At 66.8% G+C, this 14,232-nt stretch carries 15 protein-coding genes; all 15 read right to left on the minus strand.

The window, feature by feature from the left end; genetic code table 11:
• Positions 1 to 774, minus strand: a complete 774-nt coding sequence (gene kdsB / locus FNZ56_RS03435; RefSeq protein ID WP_143878501.1) for a 3-deoxy-manno-octulosonate cytidylyltransferase — start codon at positions 772 to 774, stop codon at positions 1 to 3.
• Positions 775 to 1,019: 245 nt separating this feature from the next.
• Entirely contained in the window at positions 1,020 to 2,012 is a 993-nt protein-coding gene (gene lpxK / locus FNZ56_RS03440; protein WP_143878502.1) for a tetraacyldisaccharide 4'-kinase, read from the minus strand.
• A complete protein-coding gene (gene msbA, locus FNZ56_RS03445; RefSeq protein WP_246064679.1) occupies positions 2,009 to 3,781 on the minus strand; it encodes a lipid A export permease/ATP-binding protein MsbA in 1,773 nt (590 codons plus the stop codon). The genes lpxK and msbA overlap by 4 nt, the downstream gene beginning before the upstream one ends.
• The gene (locus FNZ56_RS03450; protein ID WP_143878503.1) at positions 3,781 to 4,227 is read right to left on the minus strand and encodes an ExbD/TolR family protein; all 447 of its coding nucleotides are present in this window, start codon (positions 4,225 to 4,227) and stop codon (positions 3,781 to 3,783) included. The genes msbA and FNZ56_RS03450 overlap by 1 nt, the downstream gene beginning before the upstream one ends.
• The gene (locus FNZ56_RS03455) at positions 4,227 to 4,907 is read right to left on the minus strand and encodes a MotA/TolQ/ExbB proton channel family protein (protein WP_143880254.1); all 681 of its coding nucleotides are present in this window, start codon (positions 4,905 to 4,907) and stop codon (positions 4,227 to 4,229) included. Before FNZ56_RS03455 ends, FNZ56_RS03450 begins: the two co-directional genes overlap by 1 nt.
• 18 nt (positions 4,908 to 4,925) lie before the next feature.
• Positions 4,926 to 7,337 (minus strand): DNA internalization-related competence protein ComEC/Rec2, encoded by a 2,412-nt coding sequence (locus FNZ56_RS03460; protein ID WP_143878504.1) that lies wholly within the window; start codon positions 7,335 to 7,337, stop codon positions 4,926 to 4,928.
• Positions 7,338 to 7,372: 35 nt separating this feature from the next.
• Positions 7,373 to 7,690 (minus strand): addiction module antidote protein, encoded by a 318-nt coding sequence (locus FNZ56_RS03465; RefSeq protein WP_143878505.1) that lies wholly within the window; start codon positions 7,688 to 7,690, stop codon positions 7,373 to 7,375.
• Complete coding sequence (locus tag FNZ56_RS03470) at positions 7,687 to 7,989, minus strand: type II toxin-antitoxin system RelE/ParE family toxin (RefSeq protein WP_143878506.1); 303 nt, start codon at positions 7,987 to 7,989, stop codon at positions 7,687 to 7,689. The genes FNZ56_RS03465 and FNZ56_RS03470 overlap by 4 nt, the downstream gene beginning before the upstream one ends.
• 585 nt (positions 7,990 to 8,574) lie before the next feature.
• Entirely contained in the window at positions 8,575 to 9,330 is a 756-nt protein-coding gene (gene lolD, locus FNZ56_RS03475) for a lipoprotein-releasing ABC transporter ATP-binding protein LolD (RefSeq protein WP_143878507.1), read from the minus strand.
• Positions 9,323 to 10,564, minus strand: coding sequence for a lipoprotein-releasing ABC transporter permease subunit (locus tag FNZ56_RS03480; RefSeq protein ID WP_143878508.1), 1,242 nt, complete (start codon positions 10,562 to 10,564; stop codon positions 9,323 to 9,325). The genes lolD and FNZ56_RS03480 overlap by 8 nt, the downstream gene beginning before the upstream one ends.
• A gap of 24 nt (positions 10,565 to 10,588) precedes the next feature.
• Positions 10,589 to 10,954 carry a hypothetical protein gene (locus tag FNZ56_RS03485; RefSeq protein ID WP_246064681.1) on the minus strand — a complete coding sequence of 122 codons (366 nt, stop codon included), beginning with the start codon at positions 10,952 to 10,954 and terminating at the stop codon, positions 10,589 to 10,591.
• A gap of 31 nt (positions 10,955 to 10,985) precedes the next feature.
• Positions 10,986 to 11,183 (minus strand): FAD assembly factor SdhE, encoded by a 198-nt coding sequence (locus FNZ56_RS03490; RefSeq protein ID WP_407070506.1) that lies wholly within the window; start codon positions 11,181 to 11,183, stop codon positions 10,986 to 10,988.
• A 47-nt stretch (positions 11,184 to 11,230) separates the two neighbouring features.
• Positions 11,231 to 11,653, minus strand: coding sequence for an MAPEG family protein (locus FNZ56_RS03495; protein WP_143878511.1), 423 nt, complete (start codon positions 11,651 to 11,653; stop codon positions 11,231 to 11,233).
• Positions 11,654 to 11,655: 2 nt separating this feature from the next.
• The gene (locus FNZ56_RS03500; protein ID WP_143878512.1) at positions 11,656 to 12,441 is read right to left on the minus strand and encodes a succinate dehydrogenase iron-sulfur subunit; all 786 of its coding nucleotides are present in this window, start codon (positions 12,439 to 12,441) and stop codon (positions 11,656 to 11,658) included.
• Position 12,442: 1 nt separating this feature from the next.
• Positions 12,443 to 14,230, minus strand: coding sequence for a succinate dehydrogenase flavoprotein subunit (gene sdhA / locus FNZ56_RS03505; protein ID WP_143878513.1), 1,788 nt, complete (start codon positions 14,228 to 14,230; stop codon positions 12,443 to 12,445).
• Positions 14,231 to 14,232: the final 2 nt, after the last annotated feature.

Raw genomic sequence — 14,232 nt, forward strand, 5'->3', positions numbered from 1 at the left:
TCAGCCATGGCCCTTCGCTAACCGCGCTTCGGCGCGCGCGAGGTCTTCGGGCGTGTCGATGCCGGGCGGGAAAGGTTCGGGTGCCAGCGCGACCGCGATGCGATGGCCGTTCTCCAGCGCACGCAGCTGTTCCAGCGATTCGATGCGCTCCAACGTCGACGGCGGCAACGCGGCGAACGCGCGCAGGAAGCCGACGCGGTAGGCGTAGATGCCGATGTGCCGCAGCCACGCCTCGCCTACCGGCAATGCATCGCGGCTCGCGGCGAAGGCATCGCGCGCCCACGGGATCGGCGCGCGGCTGAAGTACAGCGCGTCGCCGTTGTTCGCGCGCACCAGCTTGACCGCGTTAGGGTCGAACAGCGTGGCCACGTCCTCGACCGGCGTCGCCAGCGTCGCCATCGGCGCGCCGCTGGATGCGAGCGCGTCCGCGACTGCGCGGATGCCGCTGGCCGGCGCGAAGGGCTCGTCGCCCTGCAGGTTCACCACGATGTCGTCGTCGCTCCAGCCGGCGATGCGCGCGCATTCGGCGAGCCGGTCGCTGCCCGAGGCATGCGACGGATCGGTCATCGCCACCCATGCGCCGCTGGCGGACACGGCATCGGCGATGCGCGCATCGTCGGTCGCGACCCAGACCTCGCGCGCGCCCGCGGCCTGCGCGCGACGCACGACATGCGCGATCACCGGTTCGCCGCCGAGCAGGCGCAGCGGCTTGCCCGGCAGGCGCGATGCGCCGAAGCGCGCAGGGATCGCAACGACGAAATCGGGTGTGTTCATGGGTCCATTATGTAGGAGCGCACCCGGGCGCGGCCGCCTTTTACCGCCCCGACGGGTCGAAAAGCGATTTGACGCGGATCAACGCGGATGGACTGGGGTCAAGAGCCGCTTTCGCCCGATCCGCGGTCATTCCGCGCAAATCCGCGTCGAGTCGCTCCAGCCGGCGAAAAAGCCGTTTTGCCGCGGATGGACGCGGATTCAAGAACACCCTTACCCCGATCCGCGGTTATCCGTGTTGATCCGCGTCAAAAGCTTTCAGTCCCATGGCGCGGTGGCAATTTGTCCAGCAACGCGATCCAGAACGCCTCCGGCAGCATCGCCTGCGCCGGCACGCTCCAGCAGCGCTCGTCGGCGAAGGCCGCGCACTTCACCGCGTCTTTCTCGGTCATCAGCACCGGCAGGTCGTTGCCGAAGCGCAGTTCCTCGGCCGCGTAGCGATGATGGTCCGGGAAGGCATGCGGCACCACTGCGATGCCGAGCGCGCGCAGCATGGCGAAGAAACGCTCCGGGTCGCCGATGCCGGCGACCGCATGCACGCGCCGACCGGCGAAATCGGACAGCGGGCGCAAACGCCCGCCACGCATCGGCAGCGCATTGTCCGCGATCACCTGCATCGGCCATTCGCCGAACCCCGCTTCGCCGCCGTTGACCACGCGGAAATCGCAGTGCGTGCCGCGTTCGACCGGTTCGCGCAACGGGCCTGCGGGCAGCAGCAATCCATTGCCGTAACGGCGGCGGCCGTCGATGACTTCGATCTCGATATCGCGATGCAGGCGCCGGTGCTGCAGGCCGTCGTCGCAGACCACGATGTCGCAACCCGCGTCGATGAGCGCGCGCGCCGCGGCGACGCGATCGCGGTCGGCGCGCACCTTCGCACCAGTCAGGCGCGCGAGCAGCACCGGCTCGTCGCCACCGAGCGCGGGATCGGTATTCGCTTCGACCCACAGCGGCTTGTCTTCCTGCTCGCGGCCATAACCGCGCGTCGCGATGCCCGGCGTCCAGCCCTGCCGGCGCAGGCGTTCGACCAGGGCGATGGCCAGCGGCGTCTTGCCGCTGCCGCCGGCGATGAGGTTGCCGACCACGACGACGGGTTTCGAGACGCGTTGCACGCGTGGAAGCCCGAGGCGTTCGCGCAATGCGAGCGCGCCGCCATACAGCCCCGACAACGCGCGCGCCGTCCACGGCGGGGCTTCGGTGCCGTACCAGTACGCGGGCGGACGACGACGGCCTGCGCTCACGCCGATCCTGAAGAATGCGCCGGTTCGCGGAACTGCACCTGGTGCAGGTGCGCGTACAGGCCGCCCTTGTCCATCAGTTCGGCGTGCGTGCCCTGCTCCACCAGCCGGCCTTCGTCCAGCACCAGCACCTGGTCGGCGTGTTCGATGGTCGAAAGCCGGTGCGCGATCACCAGCGTGGTGCGGTCCGGCATCAAATGATCGAGCGCGTCCTGCACCAGGCGCTCGGATTCGTTGTCGAGCGCGGCGGTGGCCTCGTCCAGGATCAGCACCGGCGCGTCCTTGAGGATGGCGCGGGCGATGGCGATGCGCTGGCGCTGGCCGCCGGACAGGCGCCCGCCGCGGTTTCCGACCGACGCGTCGGCGCCCTCGGGCATGCGGTCGACGAATTCGGCCGCGTTCGCCGCGGAAATCGCGCGACGCAAGGCTTCGGCGTCGGCGCCCTCGAGTTCGCCGTAGGCGATGTTCGCGGCGATGCTGCCGTCGAACAGCACCACCTGCTGCCCGACCAGCGCGATCTGCCGGCGCAGGTCGGCGAGCGGGTAATCGCGCACGGAATGGCCGTCGAGCAGGATCTCGCCGGATTCGGGTTCGTAGAAGCGCGGGATCAGTTTCACCAGCGTCGACTTGCCGCCGCCGGAACGGCCGACGATCGCGGTGACGGTGCCCGGGCGCGCGACGAAGCTGACGTGGTCCAGCGCCGCCTGCGCCTGTCCCGGATAGCGCGCGACCACGTCGCGGAATTCGACCAGGCCCTTCGCGCGTTCGAGCGGAACGCGGCCGCTGTCGGGTTCGTCCTCGGCATCGAGGATGTGGAACAGGCGGTCGGAGGACGCAAGCCCGCGCTGCAGCATGTTCTGCACGTTGGTCAGCTGCTTGAGCGCCGGGATCACCGCCATCATCGAGGTCATCAGCGTGACGAAACCGCCTGCATCGAGCCGCCCGGCGATGGCTTCGCGACCGGCGAAGAACAGCAGCATCGCCAGCCCGACCGAACCCATCAACTGCACCAGCGCCGAAGAGATGGAACGCGTGGATTCCACCTTCAGGCTCAGCTTCAGGTGGGTATCGGCCTGCGCGGAATAACGCCCGAATTCGCTGCGCTGCGCGCCGTAGACCTTCACTTCCTGCTGCCCGGACAGCGCCTGGTCCGCGGCCTGCATCAGCTTGCCGCTGCTTTCCTGGATGCGGTGGCTGATGCGGCGGTAGCGCTTGCCGACTCGATCCATCACCCACGCCAGCGGAGGCGCGAGCACTAGGATCGCCAGCGTCACCTGCCAGCTGGTGTAGAGCATCGCGCCGAGCATCGCGACGACCTGCAACGATTGCTGCAGCATCACCTTGCCGGCATCGATGGCGGCCTGCGCGACCTGGTCGCTGTCGGAGCCGAGTCGCACCAGCATCTGCGGCACCGGTTCGGAATCGAAGCGCAAGCCCGGCAACCGCAGGTACTTCGCAAACGCCTGCACGCGCATGTCGCGGGCGATGCCGCGGCCGGCGCGCGCACCGCTCATGTCGGTGACGTAGCCGGCGATGCCGCGCACCACGAACAGGCCGACGATGGCCAGCGGCAGCAACAGGCTGACCTGCGAATTCCGGGCGATGAAGGTCTGGTTGATGATCGGCTTCATCATCAGGGTGAAACCGGCGCCGGCAGCGGCTTCCACGCCCATCGCCAGCAGGCCGGCCAGCAGCAGCCAGCGATACGGCTTCGCCAGCGTCATCAACCGGCGGTAACCGCTGCGCGCCGGCGTCGTCGCCGCCGTGTCCATCAGTCCTTGCCCGCCTTGTCGCCGGACTGCGGCGGTTCGGGCGCCGTCGCGATCGCGATATGGCGGAAACCGAGCTGGCCGAGCGCATCGAGCGCGGTCACGACGGCCTGGTGCTGGGTGCGGGCGTCGGCCCGCAGCAGCACGCTGCGATCGCGGTCGGGGCCGGCGACTTCGGCGATGGTTCGTTTCAACGAATCGACGTCGCCGCGCAGCGATTCGCGGTCCTGCACGAAGTAGCGTCCGTCCGCGTTCACCAGCACGCTGAGCGCGTTCGACGGCGCCTCGTTCGGCTTGCCGTCGGCTCGCGGCAGTTCCAGCCGCAGCACCGAGCGTGCATCGAACGTGGTGGTGACCACGAAGAAGATGATCAGGCACAGCACCACGTCGATCAGCGGGATCAGGTTGATCTCCGGGCTGTCGTCGGCGCGGAAGTCGCGGATGCGCATCAGGCGGCGTCGATGGACGGGGTGATGCCGCGGGTGCCCGGCGCGACCTGTGCCGCGGCCGGAGGAGCGCCGTTGCCCTTGGCGTCGAGCGTGTCGAGCAACTGGATCGCCTCGTGTTCCATGTCGACGATGTAGCCGGCGATGCGACCGCGGAAATAGCGATGGAACATCAGCGCCGGGATCGCCACGACCATGCCGGTCGCGGTGCAAACCAGCGCCTTGCCGATGCCGCCGGCGAGCTGGTTCACGTCGCCGATGCCGTGGTCGAGGATGCCGAGGAACATCTGGATCATGCCGACGACGGTACCGAACAGGCCGAGCAGCGGCCCCGCGGCGGCAATCGTGCCGAGGCTGTTCAGGAACCGCTCCATCCGGTGCACGAGATGGCGACCGACGTCCTCGATGCGCTCGCGCACCTGGTCGCTCGGCCGGTGGCGCACGTCCAGCGCGGCCGCGAGCAGCGCGCCCAGCGGCGAGGTGCGGCGCAACGATTCGATGTGGGCGGGATCGGGATTGGGGTCGCGCGCGACCCACGTGCGGACTTCGTCGCCGAGGCCCGGCGGCAGCACCGCATCGCGACGCAGGCTCCAGAAACGCTCGACGATGATCGCCACGCTCGCCACCGCCAGCAACAGCAGCGGGATCATCGGCCAACCGCCGGCCCGGACCAGTTCCAGCACGCGCGCCTCCAGGGGCATTCAATCGGATCGATAGGATAGCCCAGCGGCCCGCGCATGCCTGCGCGCCGCGTCCCATGCCCTCGGATGGGCAATCCGTTCGCTTTCCAATTCCGGCCCGCCTTGGCGCAGGCGTATCCGCAATGCGCCGAGGTCCTGCGTATCCGCGGTCTTGGCTCCAGCCCCTTGCCAGCGTTCGACCACGTCCGGCAACGGATGGTGGAAGCGGTTGCCGAACCCTGACGACACCAGTGCGAGCTTGGCTCCGGTGGCGGCAACGAAACCCGGATCCGAGGAACCGCCGCTGCCGTGGTGCGCGACCAGCACCACGTCCGCGCGCAGCATCGCCTGCTGTTCGCGCAGCAGCTTGCGTTCGATCACCTCGCCGATGTCGCCGGTCAGCAGCGCCGCGCCATGCTTGCTCTCGACGCGCAACACACAGCTCGATTCGTTGTCGAGGTAGGGAAAACCGGCCGCGGGATGCAGCACGCGGAATTCCACGCCATCCCAGTTCCAGTGCGTACCGGCGAGGCAGGGTCGTGTGTGCGGCACGGGACTTCCCGCGGGACTCAGCGACAAGGGCGTCGGAAACGCGCGTTCGACCGCGGGGAAACCGCCGGCATGGTCGTTGTCGCCATGACTGACCATCGCAACGTCGATCCGCTGCGCGCCCAGCGCATGAAGGGTCGGAACGACCACGCGTTCGCCGGCATCGAAGCCGTCGGGCACCGCCGGGCCCATGTCGTACAGCAAGACATGGTGCCGCGTGCGCACCAGCACCGACAGCCCCTGCCCTACATCGATCACGGTGAGTTCGCCATCGCCGTATGCAGGCGCGTGCAGCGCCGGCAGCAGCAAGGGCAGCCACAGCAATATCGCCAGCGGTTTTCCCGGCACGCCGCGCGGCAGCAGCAGCCAGAACGCGGACGCGAGCGCCAGCGGCACCGCGAACCAGCGCGCTTCCGGCGCCCACCACAAGGCCATCGGCGATGCCGACATCCACGCGAACAGCCGCCACGAGCATTCGAACGCATGCCCGGCCAGCCACCATGCCCACGTACCCGCACCCGGATGCAACGCTTCCAATCCCGCACCGACCAGGGTCAGCGGCGCCACGATCAGGCTCCACCACGGCACCGCGAGCAAATTGGCGAACGGCCCGGCCAGCGAAGCCTGGCCGAAGAACAACGCGGTCAATGGCAACAGCCCGAGCGTGGCCACGCCCTGCGCGGCGAAGAATCCCCGTATCGGTTTCGTTTCCACGCCCGGCAGGCACCACAGCAACCACGCGACGCCGAGGAAGCTCAACCAGAAGCCCGGCGACAGCGGCGACAAGGCATCGGCGAGCAACATCGCGATGGCGGCCAATGCCAGTGCATCGCCCGCGCGCGTGGCCCGGCGCAGTATGCGCGCCAGCACGACGACCGCGATCATCAGCAGCGTGCGCAATGTCGGCAGCGACAGTCCGGCGATCACGCTGTAGCCGGCGGCGAATGCGAGCGCAGCGACGCCGCAGGCGACCTGGCGCGGACAGCGCCGCGCGAGCAGCGGGAACAGCCACCACAGTCCGCGCGCCAGCAATGCGCCGAAGCCGGCGACCAGCCCGACATGGAAGCCGGAAATCGCGATCAAGTGGGTCAGGCCGTCCGCGCGCAGCGTTTCCCAGTCTTCGTCCTGCAAGCCGCCGGTATCGCCGAGCGCGAACGCGCGCAGGAACCGGGCGGAATCCTTCGGCGCCTGCCGAGCGATCCGTGCGGACATCCTTTCGCGCCAGGCATCGAGACCGCGCGCGATGCCGATTCGTTTCGCGTTGTCGGCATCGGCGACGTAACCGGTCGCGGCGATACCCTGCGCAAGCGCATTGCGCTCGGCATCGAACCCCCCGGGATTGCGCAGTCCGCGCGGCGCGCGCAGTTTCGCATCGAATGACCAGCGTTCGCCGGCGTGCACGGGTGCAGGCGGGACGATTCCATCGTGCGATTGCTTGCGGTCGTCGTACCAGGCGAGTTGCAAGGTTTTGCCGCGAAGCGCGACATCCGAATCGCCATCCACGACGAAACGGAACCGCGTGCGCTTTGGCTCGCGCATCGGCAGCTCGACGACGCGGCCTGTGATTTCGACGACATGGCCTTCCATCGCCGGCGGCAGTTGCGCAACCAGCGCGCGATCCGCCTGCAACGTGCACAACCCGAAGCCAAGCAGCAGTGTTCCCGCGATCCGGGCGATTCCACCCGTCCACCAGCCGGCGATTCCGAGCGCGATGGCAAGAAGTGCAAACCACGTCGGCGCGAATGCCGGCAGCAACAGGCTCACGACGCAACCCGCCAACAACGCCAGCGCGGTTGCCGGGCCGAACGGCAATGGTTGCCAGCGCGCGTTCACAAGGCGCAGTGACGGCAATGCAAGGCGTGGGCTTGGAAGCGCGATGGCCATGCCGGCAGCGTGCCGGCAAGCGTCGGCGGAATCGATCAGCGGGTGGCGCGCTTGCGGGTCGGAGTTGTCCGAGACATCGGCGTGGCGCGCAATTCGATGCCTAGTGCGCGAACGAGCCGGAACACGGTGTCGTAACGCGGTTTAGCACCGGGAGCCACGGCCTTGTACAGACTTTCGCGACCAAGCCCGGCGTCGCGGGCCAATTGGCCCATGCCCCGTGCTTTCGCCACGTCAGCGACGGCCTGCAGGAATACGTCCGGATTCTCGTCTTCCAGTGCGGCATTGAGGTATTCCGCGATGACGGCATCGCTGTCCAGGTAGTCGGCGGCGTCGAAGTCGGCGATGCGTTTCATGTTTCGTTCTCCAATCGCCTGAGGATCGCCTTGGCCTGGCTGATATCGCGCTGCTGCGAGGATTTGTCGCCACCGCAGAGCAGCAGATAGACGGCCTCGCCCCTGCGGCAGTAGTACAGGCGATAACCCGGGCCAGCGTGGATGCGCATCTCGGAAACGCCCTCGCCGACCGACTTGCAATCGCCGAAATTCCCTGCCTCCGCTGAACGGATGCGCGCAATTACACGGCCTTTTGCAACCGGATCCCGCAACGCCTTCAGCCATGCGTCGAATTCCAGCGTGCGCAGGAATCGGCTCACGGCAGAATGTATCCGTTTGGATACAGCATGTCAAGATTGAACGATTGACGGCCCACACCGGCAGCGTGCCGGTTAGCGTCAGCGGAGTGGATCAGCAGGTGACGCGAGTGCGGGTCGGAGTTGTCCGATCCTTAGCGTCGAATCCCGAGATAAAACAGAAACACGATGATTGCTATCGGCAACAGGAGATAGACGGAGTAAGCAATGATCCGACTCTTTGGTAGCCAGTATCTGCGTGGGGCCCATTCGGCCAAACGAATAATTCGTGGCCAAATCAATCGATAGCACAAGAAATACCATGGGACTACGGCAAGTACCAGAATCGCAGTTTCCCATTTAGGCGGGACGCTATTTTCCGGAACCACATAGTGCATGAGAGAAACAGATACGAAAATTACCCCAATCTGCACACCAATAAAAACAAGAAGCGACCCCCATGTCGCCTTAAGTTTTGCATGACATTTTCTGCAAACAATTTCTGGTGGATCTTCACTAGAACCCGGCGTAGGTACCAGATGACTCGCCTCATCGACGGTGATTTCGTATCTCCCGCATTTCGGGCAAGTTCTCGCCATCGCAGCCCCCTCAAACCTGCCCCGCTCCCAACTCCCGCAACTTGCCTTCGTGCAGTTCCATCACCCGGTCCAGCCGCCGCGCGAGGCTGCGGTCGTGGGTCACCAGCACCAGGCTGGTCTTCTGCGCGCGGTTCAATTCCAGCATCAGCGCGAACACCCCGGCCGCGGTCTTCTCGTCGAGGTTGCCGGTCGGCTCGTCGCCGAGCACGCAGGCCGGCTTGTTCACCAGCGCACGCGCCACTGCCGCACGCTGGCGTTCGCCGCCGGAAAGCTCGCCCGGCTTGTGCGCAAGGCGATGACCGAGGCCCACGGCCTCGAGCAATCCCTTCGCGCGCGAATTCGCTTCGTTCACGTCCGCGCCGCCGAGCAGCACCGGCAGCATCACGTTCTCCAGCGCGGTGAATTCCGGCAGCAGGTGGTGGAACTGGTAGACGAAACCCAACGCCTTGTTGCGCAGCTGCCCGCGCGCGGCGTTCGACATGCTCGCGATGTCCCAACACGCACGGACGCCATTGAACTCGCCATCAACCCAGATATCGCCTTCGGTCGGAATATCCAAGCCACCGAGCAAATGCAGCAGCGTGCTTTTCCCAGCACCGGAAGCACCGAGTATGGCGACTGTCTCTCCAGCCTGAATCGATAGATCCAAGCCTTGAAAAACAGGCGTAACCAGCTTTCCTTCCCTGTATGTCTTGGACAAGCCTCGACACTGGATAACTGCTCCATCCGCAGGCTCAAGTTGATCCATCATTTGATGCTTACTCATAGCGCAGCGCCTCCGCCGGTGCGGTGCGCGAGGCGCTCCAAGCCGGATACAGCGTCGCGAGGAAGGCCATGACCAACGCGACGATGGCGATGATGGTCACGTCGCTGGCCTCCAGTTGCGTCGGCAATCCGGTGATGTAGTACACGTCCTCCGGCATCAGCTGCACGCCGAACACGTGCTCGATCGCGCGCAGGATGCGCTCGAGGTTGAGCGTGAGCGCGATGCCGCCGACCACGCCGGCGATCGTGCCGATCACGCCGATCAGCGAACCCTGCACCATGAACACCTTCATCACCCCGCCCGGGGTGAGCCCGAGCGTGCGCAGGATCGCGATGTCCGCCTGCTTGTCGGTGACCAGCATCACCTGCGAGGACACCAGGTTGAACGCGCCCATGGCGATGATCAGCGACAGCAGGATCGCCATCATCGTCTTCTCCAGCTTGAGCGCGCGGAACATGTTGGCGTTGTCCTGCTGCCAGTCGGTGACGCGGTAGGGTCCGCGCAGGCGCAACGCGAGATCGCGCGCGACCGCGAAGGACTGGTCCATATCGTGCAGGCGCAGGCGCACGCCGGTCGCGGCGTCGCCCATGCGCAGCACGCGCTGCAGGTCCTGGAAGTTCGCCACCGCCAGGCCCTTGTCGTATTCCTGGTAGCCGGCCTCGAAGATGCCGCTGACGGTGAAGCGCTTCATCTGCGGAATCGCCCCGACGGGCGAAGCCTGGAAATCGGTGGTCACGATTACTTTGTCGCCGACGCCGACGTTGAGCCACAGCGCGAGTTCGCTGCCGAGCACGATGTTGAAGCTCCCGGGCGTGAGCTGGTCGAGCCGGCCCTGGGTCATCTTCTGCGCCAGTACCGAGACCTTGCTTTCCTCGGCCGGGATCACGCCGCGCACGATCGCCGGCTGGCGTTGCGGCCCGGTGATCAATGCCTCGGCCTCGATGTAGGGCGCGGCGCCGGCGACGCGCGGGTCGCGATAGGCCTCTTCCACCGCCTGCCGCCAGTTCTGCATCGACGCGCCGTCGGCGCTGATGGTCGCGTGCGCGGCCATCTGCAGCATGCGGTCGCGGATCTCGCGCTGGAAACCGCTCATCACCGCCAGCGTGGTGATCAGCGCGGCGACGCCGAGCGCGATGCCAAGGATCGACGCGAGCGATATGAAGGAAATGAAGCCGTTGCGGCGCTTCGCGCGCAGGTAGCGCAGGCCGATGGCGACGGGAATGGGTTTGAACATGCGCGAGCCTTGCCGAAGCAGCCGCTATGGTGCCACCCGCGCCTGCCTTCGCGCAGCCTCGGCCGCCATCGCGGCCAGCCGCAGTTCACGCCGGCCCGCGGCGGGAAGCGTGTCCGGCCACCAGGCGAGGCGCCGGGCCTTCCCGCTTTCGCGCCAATCGAGGAATGCGAGCGAGCCCCGCCATTGCAATCGCGGTCGTTCGACCCGCACGCCGTCCACGAACAGCACGCCGTCCGCGCGCCACGTCAATCGGATCGGAGCGCGCCTGCGTTCCCGTCGCGCGAGCCAGAAGCCCCACGCCAGGGCGAACAAGGCGGCCGGCCATGCAATCCCGGCCGACAGGTTCGATGCGAGCAGCGACAGGCCGGCGAGCAGGCCAAGCAGGATCAACGCCGCGCAGAGGACTGCGGACGGCTTCCAGTCAGACCGGAAGCTCGCGGATGCGCTGGACGAGCGTGGCGAGTTCGGCATCGGGCGGGGCCTCGTAACCCAGGAACCATCGCCACAGCCTGTCGTCTTCGCTATCGAGAAGCGCTAGGAAAACGCCGCGCTCGCGCTCGGAAGCTTCCGGATATCCGCAATCCAGCCAACGTTCCAGCAACTGGTCGAGTTCCTTCATGCCGCGTCGGCATTTCCAGCGCAGGCGGCGCAGTTCGACGTCGTCATTCACGCCAGCAGCAGTTGCAGGCCCAGCCACGCCCACAGCGCGAACAGCGCGAAACCGCCGGAGACGTAGGCGTAGAAGCGGTGCATGACCTTGTTGTAGCTGCAATGGATCGCGCTGTGCACGACGCGCAGGGCGACGAACAGCCATGCCAGCCCCAGCGTGACCGGCCCGACTTGCCCGGTGAGCGCGGCCACGACCAGCGCCGCGTAGAACAGCACCGGCAGTTCGAACAGGTTGCGGAAATTGTCCGCGGCGCGGCTGTCGGTCAACTTCGCGTTGGCCTGCGCCGAGGTCGCCACCGCCTGCGGATGGATGCGCTCGCGCTTCATCTGCCCGACGCGGGTGAAGAACATGCGCCACCACACCACGAAGGTGAGCGCGACCATGGCGAACGCCGGCGCGAAGATGCGGGCGTCGACCACGATCAGACCCGCCGCGCCAGCATCAATTTCTTGATTTCGGCGATCGCCTTGGCCGGGTTCAGGCCCTTCGGGCAGGTCCGCGCGCAGTTCATGATGGTGTGGCAGCGGTAGAGCTTGAACGGATCCTCGAGGTCGTCCAGGCGCGCGCCGGTGTCCTCGTCGCGGGAATCGACGATCCAGCGGTAGGCCTGCAGCAGGATCGCCGGGCCGAGGTAGCGTTCGCCGTTCCACCAGTAGCTCGGGCAACTGGTCGAGCAGCAGGCGCACAGGATGCATTCGTACAGGCCGTCGAGTTGCTTGCGATCGCCCGGGGACTGCAGCCGCTCGCGCGTCGGCGCCGGCGATTGCGTGCGGATCCACGGCTTGATCGAGGCGTACTGAGCGTAGAAATGGGTGAGGTCGGGAACCAGGTCCTTGACCACCGGCATGTGCGGCAATGGATAAATCGGCACGTCGCCGCTGCCCTTGCCGCAATCCTCGATGGCCTTGGTGCAAGCCAGCGTGTTGGTGCCGTCGATGTTCATCGCGCAGGAACCGCAGATGCCCTCGCGGCAGGACCGGCGGAACGTCAGCGTCGGATCGATTTCGTTCTTGATCTTGATCAACGCGTCCAGGACCATCGGCCCGCACTTGTCGAGGTCGACTTCGTAGGAATCCGTGCTCGGGTTGCGGCCGTCGTCCGGGTTCCAGCGGTAGACCTTGAACGTGCGCGTGCGCTTCGCGCCCGTGGCCGGGAACTTGCGCCCGGGCTGGATCTTCGAGTTCTTCGGGAGGGTGAATTCGGCCATCTCAGTAAACCCTCGCCTTCGGCGGAACGACTTCGACTTCGTCGTCTAGCGTGTAGAGGTGCACGGGTCGGTATTCGATGCTCGTGGAGCCATCGTCGCCGACCGAGCACAGACTGTGCTTCATCCATTCGCCGTCGTTGCGGTCCGGGAAATCCTCGCGCGCATGCGCGCCGCGCGATTCGGTGCGGTTCTCCGCCGACACGATCGTCGCCAGCGCCTGCCCGAGCAGGTTGTCGAGTTCGAAGGTCTCGATCAGGTCCGAATTCCACACCAGCGAACGGTCGCTGACGCGCACGTCGGCGAACGAGGCATGGATGTCACGGATCTTCTTCACGCCCTCCGCAAGCGTTTCGCCGGTACGGAATACCGCGGCGTCGGCCTGCATCGTGCGCTGCATGCGGTCGCGGATCTGCGCGGTCGGCTGGCTGCCGTTGGCGTTGCGCAGGCGATCGAGGCGCGACAGCGCCTTGTCGCATGCGTCGCCGGCGAGCTGCGGATGCAACTGGTCCGGCTTGATGGTTTCCGCGGCGCGGTTCGCCACGGCGCGTCCGAACACGACCAGGTCGAGCAGCGAGTTCGAACCGAGGCGGTTGGCGCCGTGCACCGAGACGCATGCGGCTTCGCCGATGGCATAGAGGCCGGGCACGACCGCATCGGGATCGCCGTTGCGCAACTGCACGACTTCGCCGTGGTAGTTGGTGGGGATGCCGCCCATGTTGTAGTGCACGGTCGGGATCACCGGGATCGGCTGCTTGGTCACGTCCACGCCGGCGAAAATGCGCGCGCTCTCGGCGATGCCCGGCAGCTTCTCGTGGATGTCCTTGGGATCGAGGTGGGTGAGGTCGAGGTTGATGTGGTCCTTGTGCTCGCCCACGCCGCGGCCTTCGCGGATCTCGATGGTCATCGAGCGCGACACCACGTCGCGCGAGGCCAGGTCCTTGGCGTTCGGCGCGTAGCGTTCCATGAAGCGCTCGCCGTTGCTGTTACGCAGGATGCCGCCTTCGCCGCGCACGCCTTCGGTGATCAGGCAGCCCGCGCCATAGATGCCGGTCGGGTGGAATTGCACGAATTCCATGTCCTGCAGCCCGAGCCCCGCGCGCAGGGCCATGCCGCCGCCGTCGCCGGTGCAGGTGTGCGCCGAGGTGCAGCTGAAATAGGCGCGGCCATAGCCGCCGGTGGCCAGCACTGTGCCGTGGGCGCGGAACAGGTGCAGCGTGCCTTCGGCCATGTCCAGCGCGAGCACGCCGCGGCAGGCGCCGTTCGCGTCCATGATCAGGTCGAGCGCGAAGTATTCGATGAAGAACTCGGCCTCGTGCGCCAGCGACTGTTGGTAGAGCGTGTGCAGGATCGCATGGCCGGTGCGGTCGGCAGCGGCGCAGGTGCGCTGCGCGGTGCCCTTGCCGTAGTCGATGGTCATGCCGCCGAACGGGCGCTGGTAGATCTTGCCTGCCTCGGTGCGCGAGAACGGCACGCCCTGGTGCTCGAGTTCGATCACCGCGGGAATCGCTTCGCGGCACATGTATTCGATCGCGTCCTGGTCGCCCAACCAGTCCGAGCCCTTGATGGTGTCGTAGTAGTGGAAGCGCCAGTCGTCCGGGCCCATGTTGGCGAGCGCGGCGGAGATGCCGCCCTGCGCCGCCACGGTGTGCGAACGCGTCGGGAACACCTTGGTGATGCAGGCGGTCTTGAGGCCCTTCTGGGCGAGGCCGAAGGTCGCGCGCAGGCCGGCGCCGCCGGCGCCGACCACGACCATGTCGTACTTGTGCTCAATGATCTTGTAAGCGGTCATGT

The organism is Lysobacter lycopersici (assembly GCF_007556775.1).
Lineage (GTDB): Bacteria > Pseudomonadota > Gammaproteobacteria > Xanthomonadales > Xanthomonadaceae > Pseudoluteimonas > Pseudoluteimonas lycopersici.

Bases quoted from the DNA above. Each gene is read 5' to 3' on its own strand.
- kdsB (WP_143878501.1), bottom strand. From the start codon at position 774: ATGAACACACCCGATTTCGTCGTTGCGATCCCTGCGCGCTTCGGCGCA.
- msbA (WP_246064679.1), bottom strand. From the start codon at position 3,781: ATGGACACGGCGGCGACGACGCCGGCGCGCAGCGGTTACCGCCGGTTG.
- FNZ56_RS03450 (WP_143878503.1), bottom strand. From the start codon at position 4,227: ATGCGCATCCGCGACTTCCGCGCCGACGACAGCCCGGAGATCAACCTG.
- FNZ56_RS03460 (WP_143878504.1), bottom strand. From the start codon at position 7,337: ATGGCCATCGCGCTTCCAAGCCCACGCCTTGCATTGCCGTCACTGCGC.
- FNZ56_RS03465 (WP_143878505.1), bottom strand. From the start codon at position 7,690: ATGAAACGCATCGCCGACTTCGACGCCGCCGACTACCTGGACAGCGAT.
- lolD (WP_143878507.1), bottom strand. From the start codon at position 9,330: ATGAGTAAGCATCAAATGATGGATCAACTTGAGCCTGCGGATGGAGCA.
- FNZ56_RS03480 (WP_143878508.1), bottom strand. From the start codon at position 10,564: ATGTTCAAACCCATTCCCGTCGCCATCGGCCTGCGCTACCTGCGCGCG.
- FNZ56_RS03490 (WP_407070506.1), bottom strand. From the start codon at position 11,183: ATGAAGGAACTCGACCAGTTGCTGGAACGTTGGCTGGATTGCGGATAT.
- FNZ56_RS03500 (WP_143878512.1), bottom strand. From the start codon at position 12,441: ATGGCCGAATTCACCCTCCCGAAGAACTCGAAGATCCAGCCCGGGCGC.
- sdhA (WP_143878513.1), bottom strand. From the start codon at position 14,230: ATGACCGCTTACAAGATCATTGAGCACAAGTACGACATGGTCGTGGTC.